This window comes from Centipeda flueggei ATCC 43531 (assembly GCF_000160695.1).
In the GTDB taxonomy this organism is placed as follows: domain Bacteria; phylum Bacillota; class Negativicutes; order Selenomonadales; family Selenomonadaceae; genus Centipeda; species Centipeda flueggei.
Map to the genome: position 1 here is coordinate 177,600 of NZ_GG694010.1, position 18,473 is coordinate 196,072.

19 protein-coding genes are annotated in these 18,473 nt (G+C 58.0%); all 19 read right to left on the reverse strand.

Annotated elements, in window-relative coordinates:
- Positions 1-95: 95 nt before the first annotated feature.
- Entirely contained in the window at positions 96-821 is a 726-nt protein-coding gene (locus HMPREF0908_RS10210) for a WecB/TagA/CpsF family glycosyltransferase (RefSeq protein ID WP_006691424.1), read from the reverse strand.
- Between the two features lie 88 nt (positions 822-909).
- A complete protein-coding gene (aspS, locus tag HMPREF0908_RS10215; RefSeq protein WP_006691425.1) occupies positions 910-2,706 on the reverse strand; it encodes an aspartate--tRNA ligase in 1,797 nt (598 codons plus the stop codon).
- A 1-nt stretch (position 2,707) separates the two neighbouring features.
- Positions 2,708-3,973, reverse strand: coding sequence for a histidine--tRNA ligase (gene hisS / locus HMPREF0908_RS10220; protein WP_006691426.1), 1,266 nt, complete (start codon positions 3,971-3,973; stop codon positions 2,708-2,710).
- On the reverse strand, positions 3,973-5,478 hold the full coding sequence (gene hemZ / locus HMPREF0908_RS10225) for a coproporphyrinogen dehydrogenase HemZ (RefSeq protein ID WP_006691427.1): 1,506 nt from the start codon (positions 5,476-5,478) through the stop codon (positions 3,973-3,975). The genes hisS and hemZ overlap by 1 nt, the downstream gene beginning before the upstream one ends.
- The gene (locus HMPREF0908_RS10230) at positions 5,475-5,957 is read right to left on the reverse strand and encodes a Fur family transcriptional regulator (protein WP_006691428.1); all 483 of its coding nucleotides are present in this window, start codon (positions 5,955-5,957) and stop codon (positions 5,475-5,477) included. The genes hemZ and HMPREF0908_RS10230 overlap by 4 nt, the downstream gene beginning before the upstream one ends.
- A 166-nt stretch (positions 5,958-6,123) precedes the next feature.
- Positions 6,124-7,566 carry a beta-Ala-His dipeptidase gene (gene pepD, locus HMPREF0908_RS10235; RefSeq protein WP_006691429.1) on the reverse strand — a complete coding sequence of 481 codons (1,443 nt, stop codon included), beginning with the start codon at positions 7,564-7,566 and terminating at the stop codon, positions 6,124-6,126.
- Positions 7,567-7,679: 113 nt separating this feature from the next.
- On the reverse strand, positions 7,680-8,141 hold the full coding sequence (locus HMPREF0908_RS10240) for an FMN-binding protein (protein ID WP_006691430.1): 462 nt from the start codon (positions 8,139-8,141) through the stop codon (positions 7,680-7,682).
- A gap of 2 nt (positions 8,142-8,143) precedes the next feature.
- Positions 8,144-8,803 (reverse strand): ABC transporter ATP-binding protein, encoded by a 660-nt coding sequence (locus HMPREF0908_RS10245; protein WP_006691431.1) that lies wholly within the window; start codon positions 8,801-8,803, stop codon positions 8,144-8,146.
- A 15-nt stretch (positions 8,804-8,818) separates the two neighbouring features.
- On the reverse strand, positions 8,819-9,952 hold the full coding sequence (locus HMPREF0908_RS10250; RefSeq protein ID WP_006691432.1) for an ABC transporter permease: 1,134 nt from the start codon (positions 9,950-9,952) through the stop codon (positions 8,819-8,821).
- Positions 9,953-9,955: 3 nt separating this feature from the next.
- A complete protein-coding gene (locus HMPREF0908_RS10255) occupies positions 9,956-11,239 on the reverse strand; it encodes an ABC transporter permease (protein WP_006691433.1) in 1,284 nt (427 codons plus the stop codon).
- Between the two features lie 30 nt (positions 11,240-11,269).
- Complete coding sequence (locus tag HMPREF0908_RS10260; protein ID WP_040572737.1) at positions 11,270-12,535, reverse strand: DUF2318 domain-containing protein; 1,266 nt, start codon at positions 12,533-12,535, stop codon at positions 11,270-11,272.
- A 114-nt stretch (positions 12,536-12,649) separates the two neighbouring features.
- Entirely contained in the window at positions 12,650-13,219 is a 570-nt protein-coding gene (locus HMPREF0908_RS10265) for an iron transporter (RefSeq protein WP_009442745.1), read from the reverse strand.
- Between the two features lie 32 nt (positions 13,220-13,251).
- A complete protein-coding gene (locus HMPREF0908_RS10270) occupies positions 13,252-14,448 on the reverse strand; it encodes an FTR1 family iron permease (RefSeq protein ID WP_006691436.1) in 1,197 nt (398 codons plus the stop codon).
- Positions 14,449-14,480: 32 nt separating this feature from the next.
- A complete protein-coding gene (locus HMPREF0908_RS10275) occupies positions 14,481-14,870 on the reverse strand; it encodes an energy transducer TonB (protein WP_156778235.1) in 390 nt (129 codons plus the stop codon).
- Between the two features lie 20 nt (positions 14,871-14,890).
- Positions 14,891-15,544 carry an energy transducer TonB gene (locus tag HMPREF0908_RS10280; RefSeq protein WP_006691438.1) on the reverse strand — a complete coding sequence of 218 codons (654 nt, stop codon included), beginning with the start codon at positions 15,542-15,544 and terminating at the stop codon, positions 14,891-14,893.
- Complete coding sequence (locus HMPREF0908_RS10285) at positions 15,544-15,954, reverse strand: ExbD/TolR family protein (RefSeq protein ID WP_006691439.1); 411 nt, start codon at positions 15,952-15,954, stop codon at positions 15,544-15,546. The genes HMPREF0908_RS10280 and HMPREF0908_RS10285 overlap by 1 nt, the downstream gene beginning before the upstream one ends.
- Positions 15,944-16,531 (reverse strand): MotA/TolQ/ExbB proton channel family protein, encoded by a 588-nt coding sequence (locus HMPREF0908_RS10290; protein ID WP_006691440.1) that lies wholly within the window; start codon positions 16,529-16,531, stop codon positions 15,944-15,946. Before HMPREF0908_RS10290 ends, HMPREF0908_RS10285 begins: the two co-directional genes overlap by 11 nt.
- 195 nt (positions 16,532-16,726) lie before the next feature.
- Entirely contained in the window at positions 16,727-17,923 is a 1,197-nt protein-coding gene (locus HMPREF0908_RS10295; RefSeq protein WP_006691441.1) for a pyridoxal phosphate-dependent aminotransferase, read from the reverse strand.
- Positions 17,924-18,143: 220 nt separating this feature from the next.
- Entirely contained in the window at positions 18,144-18,428 is a 285-nt protein-coding gene (locus HMPREF0908_RS10300) for a hypothetical protein (RefSeq protein ID WP_006691442.1), read from the reverse strand.
- Positions 18,429-18,473 lie beyond the last annotated feature (45 nt).

Below are 18,473 nucleotides of genomic sequence, written 5' to 3' on the forward strand. Positions count from 1 at the left end.
GAAAGCCTATTCTTTGTCCACAGATGCAAGTCTTATTTTCAACGTACGTCTTTCCTGCTCTGCGCACAGAAAAACGTCAGTGGAACTTTCACGCTTTATTTGCGTGATGCGTGTACTTTCAGGACGAATTTCGGCAGCGCCAGCAACCGACCTGCACGTTTTGGCTGCATCAGTCCGCGAAAGAGCCATTCCAGTTTTGCCTTCTGCATCCAGTACGGTGCGCGCTTCATCACGCCTGCCATCACGTCGAGCGTCCCGCCGACGCCGATGGCAGCCGGGACATCGAGCGCCGCGAGATGCGCGGCGATCCACTTCTCCTGCTTCGGCACGCCGAGCGCGACGAGCAAGAGGTCGGGACGTGCCGCTCGAATCTCCGCGATGATCGCTGCATTGTCCGCAGGGGAAAAGAATCCGTTGCGCACGCCCACGATCTCGATACCGGGATAGAGTTGTTCTGCCTTTTCCTTTGCCTTTTCCGCGACGCCGGGGGCAGCGCCGAAGAAGTAGATGCGCCGCCCCTCAGCAGGGGCACGGCGCAGGAGTTCCTGTGCAAGGTCATAGCCTGCAACACGCTCGGGCATCGCATGTCCCAGATGGCGCGCTGCCCAGACCGTCCCTGCCCCATCCGGCACGACAAGTGCCGCTGCATTCAGAATGTCACGCAGCTCCTCATCATGCGTCGCACGCATAATCATCTCAGCGTTCGCCGTTGCAATCATCACATTAGCCCGTACATCCATTGCCTCAGTCACATGAGCGACAGCCTCTGCCATCGTCACTGCATCAACGTTTACACCTAGGATATTCACCTGATCTGCCAAGTGCAGTTCCTCCTACGTTCATCCACTGCTGTCTCGCGAAAAGAGAGCGCCCGCATGGGACGCCCTCAAAACGCTTCGCCGCAGCGGTTTAATCCGCCTTCTTCTTTGGCACAGCTGTGCGGATATAAAGCTCGCGCAGCTGCTTCTCATCGACGGTCGCAGGTGCCTCGCTCATCACATCCGACGCGCTCTGCGTCTTCGGGAATGCAATCACGTCACGGATGGAACGGCGCTTTGCCATCAGCATCACGAGACGGTCGAGACCGAAAGCAAGTCCGCCGTGCGGCGGCGTACCGTACTCGAACGCATTCATCATAAAGCCGAAGCGTGCGCGTGCCTCCTCAGGCGTGAAGCCAAGTGCCTCAAAGACCTGTTCCTGCAGATCGCTGCTGTAGATACGCAGGCTGCCGCCGCCGATCTCAACGCCGTTCAGCACCATGTCATAGGCGTTTGCCTTGACGCGGCCGGGATCGGACTTCAGGAACGGAACGTCCTCATCGCGCGGCGCGGTGAACGGATGGTGCATCGCCTTGTAGCGCTTCTCCTCCGCACTGTACTCAAACATCGGGAAGTCCACGACCCAGAGGAAGCGAAGCGCATCGGGATCGATCAATCCGCGGCGGCGTCCCATCTCAAGACGCAGCTCGCCGAGTGCCTGTGCCACGACGAGCGGCTGGTCGGCGACGACGAGGAGCAGATCTCCCGTCTTTGCCCCGACGGCATTCTTGATCGTCTCAAAGGTTTCATCGGAGTAGAACTTCTTGAAGGGCGACTTTACGCCCTCCTCCGTGTACTGAATCCACGCCAGTCCCTTTGCGCCGTAGCCCTGCACATAGGAGACGAGGCCGTCCAGCTCACGGCGCGGGATATTCGCATAGCCCTCGACGTTGATGACCTTCACGCGGCCGCCCGCCTCCATGACAGCGTTGAACACCTTGAAGTCCGAGCCGCCGACATAGTCTGTAATGTCCTGCAGCTCCATGCCGAAGCGCAGATCGGGCTTGTCCGAGCCAAAGCGATCCATCGCCTCATCCCACGACATGCGCTGGAAGGGCGTCTCGATCTTGGCGCCGATGCTCTTTTCAAACAGCTCTTTGACCATCCCCTCCATGAGCGTGAGGATGCTGTCCTGATCCATAAAGGACATCTCGATATCGAGCTGCGTGAACTCAGGCTGACGATCGGCGCGCAGATCCTCATCGCGGAAGCAGCGCACGATCTGGAAGTACTTCTCAAAGCCCGAGACCATGAGCAGCTGCTTGAAGATCTGCGGGGACTGCGGCAGCGCATAGAACTCGCCCGGATTGAGACGGCTCGGCACGAGGAAGTCGCGTGCCCCCTCGGGCGTGCTCTTGCAGAGCATCGGCGTCTCGATCTCAAGGAACCCGCTGCGGTCAAAGAAATCGCGCATAATCTTCGTCACGCGATGACGCAGGATCATATTCGCCTGCATCTCAGGACGGCGCAGATCGAGGTAGCGATAGCGCAAACGAATCATCTCGTCCACATCGACGCCATCCTGAATATAGAACGGCGGCGTCTTTGCCTTGTTGAGAATCCGCAGCTCGCTGACGACGATCTCGATCTCCCCTGTCGCCATGTTCGGATTGACCGTCTCCGCACTGCGTGCGCGCACCGTGCCGCGCACGCAGAGAACGAACTCCGAGCGCAGCGTCTCCGCCTCGTGGAACGTCCCCTCTGCCATTGCCGCCTCATCGAAGACGATCTGCACAAATCCCGAGCGGTCACGCATATCGACAAAGATCAGCCCGCCGTGGTCACGGCGGCGCGATACCCAGCCGCACAGCGTTACTTCTTCACCCACCTGCTCCTTGCGCAGTATGCCGCAGCCATGTGTCCGTTTCATTCCCTGCATCGTTTCCATCTCAGACCTTCACCTCAGAAATCATCTTTTCTACCAAATCGTCAAGCGCACAGGTCTCCTGCGCACTCTCCGCCATATCGCGCACGAGTGCCGTATGCGCTGCCAGCTCATCCTCACCGAGGATGACGGCATAGCGCGCACCGGATCGATTCGCCTGCTTCATCTGCGCCTTCATGCTGCGCCCCGCGTAGTCCATGAGGGCACGCACACCGCCGTGACGCAGCTCATGCAGCAGGGGGAATGCCGCCTTTGCCGCCGCATCACCGAGCGCGATGAGGAATACATCCGCGGCAGGCGGCTGCACCGGCAGGAGATTCTGCTGCTCCAGTGCGAGCAGGACGCGCTCCAATCCGGCCGCAAAACCGACGGCGGGGGTGGGATTCCCTCCGAGCTCCTCGACCAGTCCGTCATAGCGTCCGCCCCCCGCCACGGCACTCTGTGCGCCGAGCGGCGGATAGGCAATCTCGAACGCCGTCCGCGTGTAGTAGTCGAGCCCCCGCACAAGGCGCGGGTCAAGCTCATAGGAAACGCCTGCCGCCGTCAAATGCTGCTGCACCTGCTCAAAATGCTCGGTGCACGCAGGGCACAGGCAGTCTGTAATCGCGGGAGCCCCCGCCATAAACGGCTGCTCCGCATCCCGCTTGCAGTCGAGGATCCGCAGCGGGCTGCGTGTATAGCGATCCTTGCAGTCATCACAGAGCGTGGGCAGATACTCCTTAAAGTACGCCTGCAGACGCTCCCGATAGACAGGGCGGCAGGCGGGACAGCCGACGGAGTTCAGCTTCAGCGTCAGCCCCGTCAAACCAAGTACCGTCAGAAAATCATACGCGAGGAGGATGACCTCGGCATCCAGCGCGGGGCTCTCCTCGCCGAGTGCCTCCACGCCGAACTGATGAAACTCACGCATCCGCCCTGCCTGTGGGCGGTCATAGCGAAACATCGATCCGATGTAGAAGAGCTTCTGCAGACCGCCATCCGCATAGAGTTTGTTTTGCAGATAGGCGCGTACGGCAGACGCCGTGTTCTCGGGACGCAGCGTCAGACTGCGGTCGCCGCGGTCGGAGAAGGTATACATCTCCTTGTCCACGACATCCGTACCGTCGCCGATCCCACGCTGAAAGAGCTCCGTGTGCTCGAACATCGGCGTGCGGATTTCACCGTAGCCATAGCGGGCACAGAGATCGCGGATCACATGCTCGACATGTGTCCACGCACCGACCGCGTCAGGCAGTATATCCTTCGTGCCGCGCGGCGCATTCGTCAGCATCAGTGCTGTTCCTCCTCGTATTCCGCGCGCAGGAGCGCACGGCGCTTTTCAATATAGACGTCAATATCGCGCAGATAGGTCACAAGATCCTTTGCATGAAAAGCAGAGTGCAGGCGTCCGCTGCGCACGCCGATCACCTTTGTCGCGGCAGCGCCGCCGATGCCGATGATCGTCTGCCGCTCCTCCATGATGCGGATGTTGTAGATGCTCTCCGCACCGGGACGGGCATAGCCGACGTTCTCCAGATCGCCGCTCATATAACCCTGCCGATAGAGATAGTAGGGATGGTAGCCCGCCGCACGGACGGCAGCCGTCGCCGCCGCACTCATGCGCATCGTCTCCGCATCAGACGGCAGCGCGACATGCTCCGTCTCCATCATAAGGCGCAGCCGCGAGCCGCGCTTCAGTGCAAGTGCGTGGAGGGTGATGTCGTCCGGGCGGAGGGCTGTCACCGCCGCCATCGTCGCACGGACATCCTCTGCCGTTTCGCCCGGCAGACCGAGGATCACGTCCATATTGATGTGCACGTCCATCGACGCACGGATGTCCTGCAACATGCGCACAATATCGGACGGCGTATGATGCCGTCCGATGCGCTCGAGCGTCCGCTCCTGCATCGACTGCGGATTGACACTGACGCGCGTCACCCGATATGCCTTCATCGCTGTGATCTTCGCCGCGCTCATGCTGTCGGGACGTCCTGCCTCCACTGTGAACTCACGGACAGAAGATCTATAGAAAGCATTATATACCATTTTGAGCATTTCGGCAAAAAAAACATCGGGCAGGCTCGTCGGCGTCCCTCCCCCGATGTAGATGCACCCGACGGTCAGCCCCAATGTGCGCACATCCTCTGCAGCAGCGGCAAGATCGCGCGCGAGCACATCCATAAATGCACGCAGCGTATTCTCCCCCGGCAGGAGATGCGAGGGAAAGGAACAGTAGAGGCAGCGCGAGAGACAGAACGGAATGCCGACGTAGATGCCCACCGTCCGCGCGTCCTCATGCGCGAGAAACGGAAGCTGACGCACGGCAACCTCCGTCATGAGACGTGCCTTCTCCGCACTGCAGAAATAATCCTCCTGCAATCGCTGCACGGCAGCGTCGGGCGTCATGCCGCCCCGCAGCCAGCGGTGCACGATCTTCGTTGGGCGCACCCCATGCAGGATGCCCCACGGGGCAGGCGGCAGGGCAAAGCGGACACGGAAAAACTCGTAGAGATTCCGCTTGATCGTGCGGTGCACCGCTGCACGCGGCAGTTCATCCGTGCGCCCCCCAGAGGAGAACGAAAGGCACTCACAGCGCCCATCCAGCGCATAGAGCCAGACCTCCGTCATAACAGAAGGCGGCTCACTGCCCGACGGCCGGTTCACCACCGACAGCTGGGCGTAATCCGCCTCTCCTACTGTTCCGACGATCTCCACCTTGAAGAGGTTCAGTACCTCATGCACAACCTTGACGATAACCTCGCTGGGATGATTGATGGTGAGCGATCGTATTTTCACGCTTTTTTCTGCTTCTCCCGGCACTTCTTGCAGATGCCGAAGAACTTCGCCTGATGATTCTCCACCAAGAAGCCCGTCTTTTCGAGAATATCCTGTTCCAGATGATCGAGCATATCCTCCTCGAACTCCGAGATCTCCTTGCACTCCGTGCAGATGAGATGATGATGGAAGTGCTGGTTCGGGTCGATCGGATTCAGCTCGTAGGAATACGACCCCTTGTTGCGCTTGTCGAACTCCTTGCCGAACTCGATCTTCTGCAGAATGCCGAGCGAGACCAGAATCTCCAGACTGCGATAGACCGTCGCGAGTCCGATCTCCGACTCCGTCCCGCGCAGAATGTCATAGATCTTCTCCGCGCTCAGATGCTCGCTCGGATGATCCAAAATGACCTGCAGCACAATCTGCCGCTGCGGCGTCATCTTGCGCTGTGTCGCCTGCAGACGCTTCTTCAGATCTTCCATGGTATATGTCTCTGCCATATCTCTTCCCCCTCGATCCACCAAGTGGGTCACAATGTATTATCACAATCAATGAGAATAGTATATCACAGTGCGCAAGTTTTTACCATAGTTTATGAAGATAAGGTTTTATGATAAACGTTGCAGACAAGACTATGGCCGCAGACAAGACGATGAAGATCTGCCCTCACTCCGCGATGTGGCGCAGCGTCTCCATGAGGAGTTTTGCCTCGGGAACGATCGTCGCGATTTCGATGCGCTCCTCGGGCGTATGGATGCCGTGTGCCGTCACGCCGACAGACACCATGTCGAGCGCAGGATTTTTCGATGCATGCCAGCTCGTCTCAAGCCCCGCATGGATGCTCTCGATCTTCATCGGTGTACCGCCGTTCTGCGCCGCATAGACCTCCGCCATGATCGTCCGCAGTTTGCTCTTGGGGTTCTCACGCCATGCAGGAGATGCCGTTCCAACAACGAGGGAAAAGCCCGTCAGTGCCGCCAGCGTCTCTGTCTCGCAGACGATCTCGTCCAGTCGCTCATTGACCGAGGAGCGCGGGAAGAACGCGACGTGCACCTCGTTCTCATCCATGCGGACAACGCCGAGGTTTGCCGAGGTCTCCACCCCGCCCGTCTGCGTATGTGTCATGACATGAACCCCCGTGCGAAGGAGGACGAGGAGGTCGATGAGGGCGCGCTGTTCCTCCTCGCCGATGACGCGCCCCGCCTCATGTGCAGGATGCAGCGTAAATTTCATCGCGGGATCGGCCTCACCATAGATGGCATGAAAGCGTTTTTCCTCCGCCGCCAGCAGACGGGCAATGCTGCGCTCATCCATCGCCGTGCGAACGATTGCCTCTGCCGTCGGCGGAATCGCGTTGCGCGCCGTCCCGCCCGTGAGGGAAACGAGTTCCACGTCCCCCTCCTGTGCCAGCGCATGAAGTGCCAGTGCCAGCGTGCGGATCGCATTGCCGCGCCCATCGCCGATGCGCTCGCCCGAGTGACCGCCGCGCAGCCCCTCAGCCGTAATGCGATAGGCGGGCAGATCGGATTCTTTTCGCGTCAGCGCACGCGTATAGTCGAGATTGACACTGCCCGCACTGCCGACCGTCATGATGTGATAGTCCTCCGAGTCGCAGTTGATCAGGTACTGTGCATTCTTCAGATGATCTGCCGAAAGATGCCGTGCCCCCGTCATGCCCTGTTCCTCATCCACCGTGATGATGGCGCGCAGCGGACCATGAGCCTCCGTGCACTGCATCGCCGTCAGGATCTCCGCCACGCCGATGCCGTCGTCTCCGCCGAGACTTGTCCCATCTGCCGTGAGATACTCCGCCGTCCGCTGCATCTTGATCGGATCGGTCAGCGGGTCATAGGAAACACCCGGCTCAGCCACGCAGACCATGTCCATGTGTCCCTGCAGGATCGTGCGCGGCGCATTCTCCTTTCCCTTCGTCGCAGGAAGCTCCGCGATAATATTGAAGTGCTCATCCTGCGTCACCGTGCAGCCAATCTCCTCAAAGTGTTTTTTCAGATAGTCACTGACCGCCTTCTCGTGCCCCGAAGGACGCGGGATATGCGTCAGTGCCTCGAACTCCGAAATGACCTTTTCCAGCAGCTTTGCATCATCCATCCTAAGTTCCTCCTATCAAATTTCTCTCTATTATAACACAGAATGCAAAAAATGAGGTTGTTGTACGAAGCTTTCAGCTTCGTACAACAACCCCCATGCCATATTCTGCTCTTTTACTTCTTCGCCTGCTCTACTGCCTTCGTGACCGCTTCTTTGAACTGGTCATAGCTGACGGTTGCCCCTGAGACAGCATCCACCTTCGCAAGATCCTTCGACGCAGTGAGCTGCTCACCATAGGACACAATCGCCTTGTAGGCGTTCTGTGCCTTCTTCTGTGCGCCCGGCTCCTTCCCCTCGCCGTAGTGCTCGTCCTTCTGCTTGCCCTCTTTGTCAATGCTCGTGTGAACGACCTTCTCGATCGCGCCGTTCTTGATCGTCAGTTCCACGTGCGAATGCCCAAGCTTTTCGTGCTCTGAACTGTCCGCCGTATAGGTGCCATCCTTCACGCCCGTCATATCAAGCGCGGCAGCCTGCTGCGGCTTCTCCTTCGGTGCCTGCTTCTCCTCACCGCAGCCCGCTGCAAGGACACTGACCCCCAGCAGAAGTGCAATCCCGAGGCTAAGTTGTTTCTTCATCGTTATTCCTTCCTTTCCCGCATGTGTCCATGCTCAATGATGACACAGCGCTCCGCCTCTTCACCGACTTCAGCAGAGTGTGTGACCGTCAGAATCGTGTGGCCCTCATCGTGCAGCTCATGGAAGATCTTCATGACAAGGTTCTGGTTCTTCTCATCGAGGTTGCCTGTCGGCTCATCCGCAAGGATGAGGACAGGATAGTTGATGAGTGCACGCGCAATGCAGACGCGCTGCTGCTCGCCGCCCGAAAGCTGACTGGGAAGATGGCTCGCACGGTCAGCGAGTCCGACGCGCTCAAGTGCCGCCATGGCTTCATCGCGGTCGGGCATGCTGTGGTAATACTGCGCGACCATGATGTTCTCGACTGCCGTCAGATAGGGAATCATGTGGAACTGCTGGAACACGATGCCGATCTTGTCGCGGCGGAAGCGTGTCAGCTCCTCGCGTGTGGCGTTCGTCAGCACGTCGCCGTCGAGAATGACCTCGCCGCTCGTCGGGCTGTCCATACAGCCGATAATGTTCATCAGTGTTGACTTGCCAGAGCCGGAGGGACCCATAACCGCAAGCCATTCGCCTTTTTCAACGTTCAGATTGACGTCATCCAGGGCGAGCACCTTTTCGTTGTACGCCTTGGAGACGTGCTTCAGTTCAAGCAAACTCATTGCTTCGTTCTCCTCTCATTCGCCGCGCAGGATGATCGCGGGGTCAACATTGGTCGCAATACGTACAGGCAGCAGCGACGCAAGACCTGTAACAAAGATGGACATGACGAGTGCGACAACGACGATCGTCGGCGAAAACTCAATGCCGCGTCCAAAAACGTTCATACTGACGCTCTGTGCAAAGAGATACCCAAAGCCCGACCCAAGAATGCCGCCAAGCGCACCGAGGAGGCAGCCCTCGCCGAAGAACTCTGCGACAATGTGACGGTTATCCGCACCGAGAGCCTTCTTGAGGCCGATCTCGCGGCGACGCTCCGTCACGATCGCCATCATTGTGGTTGAGACGCAGATCAGCGTCAGCACAAGTACGACGATGGTCACGATGAGGACAAGTGCCTGCAGTTTGCCGAGCACGGTGCCCTCCGACTTTGCGATCTGCTTGACGAGCTGCGGCTCCACCGTCGGGACCTGTGCGCGGATCTTTGTCTCTGCGCGCGTCAGCTCATCCTGGCCCGCCACAACAGAGACCTGCGCGAGGCTCAGTTCCCCGGCACGCCCCTTGATACGCTGCAGATCGGGCAGACTGACGAAGACGAAATTCTCCTCGTTGCCGCCCGTGCGGACAATGCCGGAGACGCGGTAGTCGCTCACGATCGAGCCCTCACCGCCTGAGACACTGATTGTATCCCCCGGATTCACGCGCAGTTTCGATGCGAACTCCGCACCAAGCAGGATCTCCTTCTCCCCCGGCGTCGGCCACGCACCGCGCACCTGCCAGTAGGGGCTGACCTCCTGCAGGACATCAAAGTCCGTGCCGCCCGCCATGACGGTCTGATGATTGATGAGCAGTGTGTCGTAGAGGAACGGTGTAATGCCGACTACCTCGTAGTCCGAGAGGGCCTTGCTGACCGCACTGACATCTTCCTCGTGAATCACGCCTGCATCCTTCCCCGGCAGAATGAGAAGGTTTGCCCCATAGGCACGGAATGCACGCCCCATCTGCTCCGGGACTTCCTTGTAGACGGTAATCATCCCCGAAATAATCGTCGCGCCGACGGCGACGGCGAGAAGAGCGATCGCCATGCGTGCGCGGCGGCGCAGCAGAGAGTTGGCGACCATGATAAAAAACATTTTATAGCGACTCATCATTTATCACCTGCCATATAGAACCTCTGCCGGCTGCAGCGACAGCAGCATGCGAATCGCAGGCACGCTCCCGATGATCAGCACGAGCGACATCAAAACGGCAATAATCGGAATGACATACGGATTGACCGCAATGCCGGAACCGAAAACGTTCTCCCCAATGAGCTGGGCGAACCCAATTCCCACGACATAGCCAAGGATGCCGCCGAGAATGCCCGCGATAAAGATCTCCGCGAGGACGGAGAGAACGACGGCGAGATTGGTCGCGCCGAGCGCCTTCAAAAGGCCGATCTCACGGCTGCGCTCCATGATGTTTGCGCTGATGAGGTTGCTGACACCAAGGCTCGAGGAGAGCAGGGACAGCACCGTGATCAGCAGCATAAGGAGCTGCGTCTTGTCAAGGATCTTCCCCTCGGACTCCGCGATCTGACGCACGGGGTGCGCCGCCGCGTTGTGCATGACCTCCTCGATCTGATAGGCAATCGATCCGACGTAGCTCGTGCAGTACCAGATATCATACTCCGCCTGCGAGAGCGACTTCGGATTCTCCGCCGCCCTGCGGGCAAGATCATTCTCCGGTGTCGTCATGGCACTGACCTCCACCTGGTCGATCTTGCCCTGTGCACCTGCGAGTTCCTGTGCGAGCGCGAGAGAACCGACCAGCTGGTTCTCCTCGTCACCGCCGCCCGAGACTGTGCCCGTGACGTGCAGTGCCCCCTGCGTGCCGTCCGGCTTCTGATAGGTGAGTGTGCTGCCGGCTGAGACGCCAAGTTTCTGTGCGAGCTTCATGCCGACGAGCACCTCATCCGTGTGCGTATCGTCTGCCCAGTCGCCGTCCACCTGCCACCACGACTTCATGAACTTCACGCCTGTCGTGTAAACCTCATCCGTCGGCAGTTTGAGCGTATGCTCGAACCACGTACCAAAGAACGGCACACTCTCACCATCTCCGAGCGTCACCTGCGTCGTCAGTGACGGCGCAAAGGCGACGATGTTGTTCGTCCAGAAAATCGTTTTGATATTGCCGAGATCTGCCTCTTCCAGATACTCGCGATGTCCGCTCTTCGACGTCTCCACACCGTAAAGGTCCTTCAGAACCATCGAGTTGCGCGGCGTCACTGTAATATTTGCTCCAAATGCCTTGAGCTCCTGATTCACCTTTTCGCCGATGTCAAACATGACGTTCAGCATGGCAGTCGCAAGCGAGACGCCAAGGGCGACCGTCAGCGCGATGAGGATAAACCTCCCGCGCTGGCGGATAAGCGCCCCTTTTACCATTTGCCAAAACATGGCTTACCTCCTCTCATGCCATCCTGTCCGTCAGCGGAAATGAATCCGCGCTGCCTCAAGCGTGTCAGCAGAAATCTGCACCGCACCATTCTGCACGTGGTACTCCACGGGGATCGGATTGCAGCCGCCCGGCAGACCAATTGTCGCCTTGTTCATGACGACATCACAGAGCCGGCAGACGATCTGCCCATCACGCTCAAAATAGCCCGTTGCACCGCAGATATCGCAGGCATCGAGACCGACACCAAATGCGGAGCCGCCCTTCTGCACAATGATAACGCGCACCGTTGTTCCGTCTGAGGCGTGGAATGCATAACGATGGAGGTGGCCGTCGGAGACCTGCTCGAGCGGGATCTGCACGAGCCCGTTCTCCGCCTTGACGTCAACCGCCGGCACAAGCTGTTCTTTTTTATTCGCATACCATCCGCCGACACTCGATACGAGGATCGTCAGAATGAGGATTGCAAGGAGCCCACTGCCCCAACGCTTGCGGCGGATCGCGCTCGAGACGATCTGACGGTACTGCGCAGGATTTGCCCACACAGGACGCTCGGGCCGCGGCTGAAGAAACAGTGTAAAAGGGACGAGCACAGAAACAAAGTAGATCGCATAGATGACCTTGCCCTGATTGTCAATAAACCATGCCATGTACGGAATGAGGTTTTCCGCACCGAACATCTGCCGCGCCATCAGCACCGTCAGAACGAAGATCACCTGCTGAATGGCGGTCGCCACGACCTGCACGGTAAACACGAAGACGAGGCGCCCATGATTGAGCGCCGCCGCCGCTTTATACGCCAGATAGCCCGAGAGGAATCCGAGGAAAATCCCTCCGAAAAATCCGAGCATCTTGACGAGAAATGTCAACGTCAAATAGTTCCCCATCGCGACCTGTACGGTACCGACAGGAATCAGCCAGAGTTCCAGCCCGTGATAAAGGCACAGCCCCAGCGTCAATGCCCCCGTGCCGAAACGGAAAAAACGCTCCTCCTGCGGCGACCATTCCCGATGGAGACTGCGCAGAAGAATTGCACAGAGAAGAATCGCGCCGATGATATCGACGGTGATTGCCATACTCTCGAAGATCTCGCGGTTGACTGCCGACTTCGTGCCGACACGCACCGCTGTCATAAAGAGCGAGAGGAAAAAGCCCCATTTGAGCACGCGCGTAAAGGTACGCCGTATGCTCTGATCGGGCAATGGCAAAATGATTGCAAGCAAAATACCGAGCGGCACGGCGAGCTTAATGCTCTCCTCCAGTGCCGGCACCAGCTGTTGAAGAAATGCCTGTAACATGTGTGAACCCTTTCCTATGAGAAAAGCCGCCGTCCCCCCCGGGGCGGCAGCCATTCTGTGATTGGGAGGGCACGAAGAACAAACGTATGCCCTTGCTGCCCATACGGAATTAAATTACCACTTGCGCGGAACGTAGTTGAATACCCAGTGCAGCTTGACCGGTTCCGTCCAGAAATGACCCCGGACACCCGTCTCCTTGTCCGTGTGGAGGAGGTAGTTCTGACGTGCAGGGCTGTCGATCGAGAAGTCGCAGTCGTACGTGCCTGCGCCAAGCATCTTGACATTTGCGCCATAGTGCGGGCCATCATCTGCGCTCATCGGCATGAACACACCCTCGATGCTCTCGCCCGTCTCACGCTTCGTGAACTTGTAGTGCACCGTCAGGTTCGGGATCCACTCGCCGACGCCGAAGCCGCACTCATTGCCCTCGGTTGCATGGATATCCGTCTCGATGTGGATATCTGCCTGGTCTGCCGGAAGGCTCATACCGGCAGGCTCCATCGTCACCGGCTGGAAGTAGACGAGCGCCGCCTTGAAGTGGTTCGTCGTATCCTCGATCTCATCGCCGATCGGGAACTCCTCGAACGCAGCTTCGCTGACGTGCGCGTTGATCGCGAACGTAGAGAACGCGACTGCACCGACGGCGAGAGCCTTTTTGAGCATACTGAGACTAGATTTCTTCATGGGAAAATCCTCCTTTGAAAGATGAACCTGACTCACGCTTCTGCCGCAGCAGAGCGTTTTTTATATGATACCATTGCGATTGCCGCGAGAACCAAGAGGATCTGCGGGACAATGGTTTCATAGGTGGGATAAAGGCCGAGCAGATCGATGCTCGGAATGGGGATGGCCTCAATGATCGTGGTGGAGATGGTATCTGACTCCTGCAGCTCCTTCAGACCGCCGCCAAGGAAGGTAACCGCGAGCACAAACATGAATGCACTCGTAACCTTGAAGAACGGTCCGATGGGGATGCGCAGCGCACCACGCTGGATGAGGAAGAAGATGAGTGCGAGTGCCGCACACGCGGCAACGAAGCCCGCCCAGATCATGTCGGTATCGCCGACGGCGTTGTTAAAGAGCGCCTGATAGAAGAGGATGACCTCCGCGCCCTCGCGATAGACCGCAAGGAATGCGGCAAAGCCGAGCGCACGCGACTTGCCCGTCGAGAGTGTGATCTTGACTTGGCTGTCGATGTAGTTCTTCCATGCCTTTGCATTGGATTTGCCGCCCATCCACGCCGACGTTCCGAGAAGGACCAGGACGGCGAAAAGCGCCGTGAAGCCCTCGATCATCTCGCGGCTCGCGCCCGTCGTCGTCGTACTGTCGAGCACCTCGGCAAAGAGATAGGCACTGATAAAGCTGCAGATAATGCCTGCAATCGCCCAGTTGTAGACAGTCGATAGCTCCTTCTCATGGCCGGCGCGTCCGAGATAGGCAATGATGCCGACAAGGACGAGGATCGCCTCAACACCCTCACGCAGGAGGATGAGGAACGCCTGGAGGAACATCCCCCAGCCGCCCGACTGAGCACCTGCCGTCTCGAGCTGCGTCACCTCGGTCTGTACCATATCGAGGAGCTTTGCGCCCTCGGCCTCGACCTCCGACTGCGGAGCACCCGAACGGATGACTTTTTTCAGCGTGTAGAACTGATACTCCGTGAGGTTCGCGCTCTTGGAGGAGATGCTGCTGCGCACAGCACTCTCCAGACCGTCTTTCTCGTAGATGCCGTAGTAGATATTGTTGACGGCATCCTTTGCACCTTCTGCATCCCCCGACTGATAGATGGCATAGACACCGTCCATCTCCGTCGCGATATGGTCGTGAATCTGCTGCCATGTCTGCGCGGCGTTCGTCGACGCCGCCGGCAGGAGCAGAAAGAGTGCCGTAATGAATGCAAACAGCTTTCTCATTGGATTGTCTGCGTTCCCCTTTCCTTAAAATGTTACTTGCGATGTTTGGGTTCCATGTTGAAGTATACCTGACACATCACATTGCAAGGCATCGGTCGACCGTCAACATCCAGTGCGGGTGTGAATTTCCACTGTTCCATCACAACGCGACACGCCATGCGGTCAACGTTCCCATCCCCCGAACTGTGTGTAACTCTCGTGCTGACGACATGGCCTTGCTCATCAACGTGAGCCATCAGCACCACGTATCCTTCATAAGAGATACTTTTATCTTGGACATGCTCAAAATGGAGTACTCTAGGCGGCTGTCCTATAGTGATGCGTTCCAGCTGCTTCGGTGCCTGTTCCTCCGCACAGGAGACGGATGCTGCCGACACAGCCAGAAAGAACACTGCAAGAATTGCCCCCACCCATATCTTCATTGTCAACCTCTCTGCTTGCGTCATTTAATATTACGTGTCGGTTTCATGTTGAAATACACAGGGCACTGCATATTCGATTCCATCGGCTGCCCATTCATGTCCTTGGCCGGTTCGAACTTCCACTGCTTCTCAACAATACGCCGCGCCAGACGGTCATAGACGAGATTCCCCGAGCTGATCTGAATCTTCGTCCACACGACACGTCCGTCCGTGCCGATATGGGCTGACACGGCAATACGCCCCGTGAACGGAATCACACCGTAGGCAGGCTGCTCGGCATGGATGATCTTGCCGGGCTGCCCGATCTGCTTTCCGTCGCCGGATTTCAGGACATGTTCTTCCTCGGGCTTATTCGCCGAATCCTCGGCTTCCTTCAGCAGTGCCGTCGTCGCCTCCTCGGGAATCTCCGCCTCAACGACGGCGGGCTCTTCCTCTGCCTCCACAGGCTCAGGCGGTGGTGGGGGCGGCGGAGGCGGTGGTTCCTCCGGCTGCTGTTTCTCCTCGGGCGGCCCATCGTCATCAGCGAGCTCCACCCACTCCATCGGCTCATCTGGCGGCGGCTGCTCGATGTGCTTAAAGACGTGTGGGATCAGCACCATCAGAAAGAGCCATGCGACGATGTGGAAGAAGAATGCGACGAGGAAGGCAAGCCGCCAATGTGTCTGATAGCGCATCAGACGCCCCCCGTCTCCGTCGCGATGGACACGTGACGTGTCCCCGCTTCCTTCAGTGCATCAAAGACACTGACGACGAACTGATAGTCCGCCTTCTTGTCGCCGCGCACGACGAACACCGTATCCGGATCGCTGTCCAGCTGTTCCTTGACCCGTGACGTCAGCTCACGCGTTGGCTCATCATCGCGGTCAAAGAGCACCTTGCCGTCCTCCGTCACCGTGATGGAGACGATGTGCGGACGTGTGTCCTGCTGTGCGCTCGCCGCCTGCGGCAGGCTGACCTGCACCGTGCTCGCGTTCACCATATACATCGTGCTCAGCATGAAGAACACCAAGAGGAAGAGCATGATGTCGATCATCGGGACGATCATGACGAGCGGCTCGCGCACATCATGAAAATTACGACGCATGAGCCTTCCCTCCATCCGCCGCCGCGAACCCCGCCAAGATGGTATTCATCGTCTTTTCGAGGAGCGTCAGCATCACATCCAGGCGCTGTGCAAAGTAGGTGTGCACGACGAGCGAGAAGATCGCGACGAAAAGTCCTGTCGCCGTTGCGACCAGTGCTTCGCCGATACCGCCCGTGATCGCCATGGGCTGGCCTGCCTGCAGGTTGAAGATGCTGAACGACTGAATCATCCCCGAGATCGTTCCCAGAAGGCCCAGAAGCGGTGCGAGCGTAACGATCGTTGATAGATAGTTGAGACGCGCGCGCAGGAGCATCGCCGCCTCGCCATAGACTCCCTCAAGCGTCATAGGGACATCCTCCCCTGCCTGGCGGGCATCCAGTGCGCTCTTCACAAAATAGGCAACCATGTTGTCCTTGCCCTCAACGGCGGGAGCGACCTCGTCGATCTTGTGCTTGCGGAGCGACTCCGCAACCGTCGTCTCGAGTTCCTTTGCCCCCTGCGCCGCACGCCGATAGAGCAGAAAACGGTCAACCGCAATCGCCGCCACCGTCAGCGAGCACAGGAGCAGCAGGTACATAACCGGACCGCCCTTTTCAAATAGTTCTGCGCTGGTCACAAAAACACCATCCTTGTCTTCTCAAGCCGTGGGAAAATCCCATCTTTATTATCACATGGAGAATGAAACCCATCCCATATTTGAATCGATTCTCAGTATATCTCCATGGAAAGTGATTGTCAATATTCTTTCCAATAAATGTGATCTAAATGAATTTTATTCACTTATTGATTTGTATGATTTTGCAAGTTCTTCAAATCGTGGCAGTGATTTCTCGATCACTTCCGAACGGACACAGTACGCCGCTCGAAAATAGCCGGGACAGCCGAAGTCTCGTCCCGGCACAAGCAGGAGATCATACTCCTGTGCGCGGCGGCAGAACGCCGCATCGTCCGGCTCAAGTGCCTGTGGAAAGAGATAGAATGCTCCCTGCGGACGCACGCAGGAAAAACCGAGTGCCGTCAGCCCGTCATAGAGGAGTGCGGCGTTGCGCTCATAAATACTGAGATCGGCAGCCTGCCCGACACAGCGTGCGACGACGAGCTGCCAGAGCGAGGGAGCATTGACGTGTGTGAGGACACGCGCCGCCCCCGCAATTGCGCCGTAGATACGCGCGAAGTCCGCCGCGCTGTCCGGTACGACGATATAGCCGATGCGCTCACCTGGCAGGGAGAAGGACTTGCTATAGGAATAGCAGACGATCGTATTGTCGTATAAGAGGGGAATGCAGGGGACGGAAGCACCGTCATAGACGATCTCACGATACGGCTCATCTGCGATGATGAAGATCGGATGCCCGCACTCCTGCTCCTTCGCGCGGAGGAGATCGGCGAGGCGGCGGATCGTCGTCTCACTGTACACCGCACCGCTCGGATTATTCGGCGAGTTGATGATGACAGCCTTCGTGCGGGTGCTCAGTGCCCGCTCAAGTGCCGCGAAGTCGATCTGAAAATCATCTGTCTTGGCTGGCACAACGACGAGCTTGCCCCCACAGGCCTCGACAAAGACGCGATACTCCGGGAAAAAGGGTGCGATGGTAATGAACTCGTCCCCCGGCTCGGTGAGGGCCTTGAACGTGATCGTCACCGATGCTGCCGCGCCCGCCGTCATAAAGAGATTCTTCCCTGTGACGTCCATGCCGAAGCGACGCTTCAGATCGGCGGCAAGCGCCTCACGCACCGCAGGTTTGCCCGGTGCAATCGTATAGCCATGCACCGCGGTCGGATCATCATGTCGGAGAATATCTACAGCGGCATCGCGAATGAAGTCCGGTGCGGGCACATTGGGGTTGCCAAGGCTGAAGTCAAAGACATTCTCCGCGCCAACCTCTGCCGCACGCTTCTGCCCAAACTCAAAAATCGTACGGATCGTGGACTTCTTCGTCCCGAGCGTATACATCTCTTCTGAAACCATCGTACTCCTCCCCCTGCATGAGTGAAAACAGATCTTATTCTAACACATAGCGCAGCAGATTTCTACCTGCATTTGTCGGTCCTCCGCTGAGACAAGAAAATGCGCCTTCCGCCGGGCAGCGGAAGGCGCATTTTCGATAGAGAGAAAGAAATGTAGGGAATGTATGTGAACCCTACGGAAGGGAAGACCGCAGGAGATTCACCAAAGGGTATGGTAAGCGTCAGGTGTTCTTCGCGATTATCGCTCCGATCAACGCTCCGGCAATCACAGCCGTCGTCATTGAACCCTGTGAGTAGCCCTTCTTCTTGGACCTCTTGCGGTGCCACGCAAGCTGTGTCACTTCATCGGCATCGCCATAACTCGTGCGAACATCCATCGTGTACGGCACATCCGCGACACGGGATCCTGCCTCAGCAACGGCGGCACTCGTTCCAGCAGCGCCGAGCGTCATCGCACCAAAGAGTGCAGCTGCGACGGCCTTCGTAATGTACTTTCGCTTCATCATGGTACTCACTCCTATCCAAGGGACTTTCAGAGATTGAACACGCTC

Excerpts from the sequence above, each read along its gene's own strand:
- aspS (WP_006691425.1), bottom strand. The coding sequence starts at position 2,706 with ATGGAAACGATGCAGGGAATGAAACGGACACATGGCTGCGGCATACTG.
- hisS (WP_006691426.1), bottom strand. The coding sequence starts at position 3,973 with ATGCTGACGAATGCGCCGCGCGGCACGAAGGATATACTGCCTGACGCG.
- HMPREF0908_RS10230 (WP_006691428.1), bottom strand. The coding sequence starts at position 5,957 with ATGGCAGAGACATATACCATGGAAGATCTGAAGAAGCGTCTGCAGGCG.
- pepD (WP_006691429.1), bottom strand. The coding sequence starts at position 7,566 with ATGGATGATGCAAAGCTGCTGGAAAAGGTCATTTCGGAGTTCGAGGCA.
- HMPREF0908_RS10240 (WP_006691430.1), bottom strand. The coding sequence starts at position 8,141 with ATGAAGAAACAACTTAGCCTCGGGATTGCACTTCTGCTGGGGGTCAGT.
- HMPREF0908_RS10245 (WP_006691431.1), bottom strand. The coding sequence starts at position 8,803 with ATGAGTTTGCTTGAACTGAAGCACGTCTCCAAGGCGTACAACGAAAAG.
- HMPREF0908_RS10250 (WP_006691432.1), bottom strand. The coding sequence starts at position 9,952 with ATGATGAGTCGCTATAAAATGTTTTTTATCATGGTCGCCAACTCTCTG.
- HMPREF0908_RS10255 (WP_006691433.1), bottom strand. The coding sequence starts at position 11,239 with ATGTTTTGGCAAATGGTAAAAGGGGCGCTTATCCGCCAGCGCGGGAGG.
- HMPREF0908_RS10260 (WP_040572737.1), bottom strand. The coding sequence starts at position 12,535 with ATGTTACAGGCATTTCTTCAACAGCTGGTGCCGGCACTGGAGGAGAGC.
- HMPREF0908_RS10265 (WP_009442745.1), bottom strand. The coding sequence starts at position 13,219 with ATGAAGAAATCTAGTCTCAGTATGCTCAAAAAGGCTCTCGCCGTCGGT.
- HMPREF0908_RS10270 (WP_006691436.1), bottom strand. The coding sequence starts at position 14,448 with ATGAGAAAGCTGTTTGCATTCATTACGGCACTCTTTCTGCTCCTGCCG.
- HMPREF0908_RS10275 (WP_156778235.1), bottom strand. The coding sequence starts at position 14,870 with ATGAAGATATGGGTGGGGGCAATTCTTGCAGTGTTCTTTCTGGCTGTG.
- HMPREF0908_RS10280 (WP_006691438.1), bottom strand. The coding sequence starts at position 15,544 with ATGCGCTATCAGACACATTGGCGGCTTGCCTTCCTCGTCGCATTCTTC.
- HMPREF0908_RS10285 (WP_006691439.1), bottom strand. The coding sequence starts at position 15,954 with ATGCGTCGTAATTTTCATGATGTGCGCGAGCCGCTCGTCATGATCGTC.
- HMPREF0908_RS10290 (WP_006691440.1), bottom strand. The coding sequence starts at position 16,531 with ATGTACCTGCTGCTCCTGTGCTCGCTGACGGTGGCGGCGATTGCGGTT.
- HMPREF0908_RS10295 (WP_006691441.1), bottom strand. The coding sequence starts at position 17,923 with ATGGTTTCAGAAGAGATGTATACGCTCGGGACGAAGAAGTCCACGATC.
- HMPREF0908_RS10300 (WP_006691442.1), bottom strand. The coding sequence starts at position 18,428 with ATGATGAAGCGAAAGTACATTACGAAGGCCGTCGCAGCTGCACTCTTT.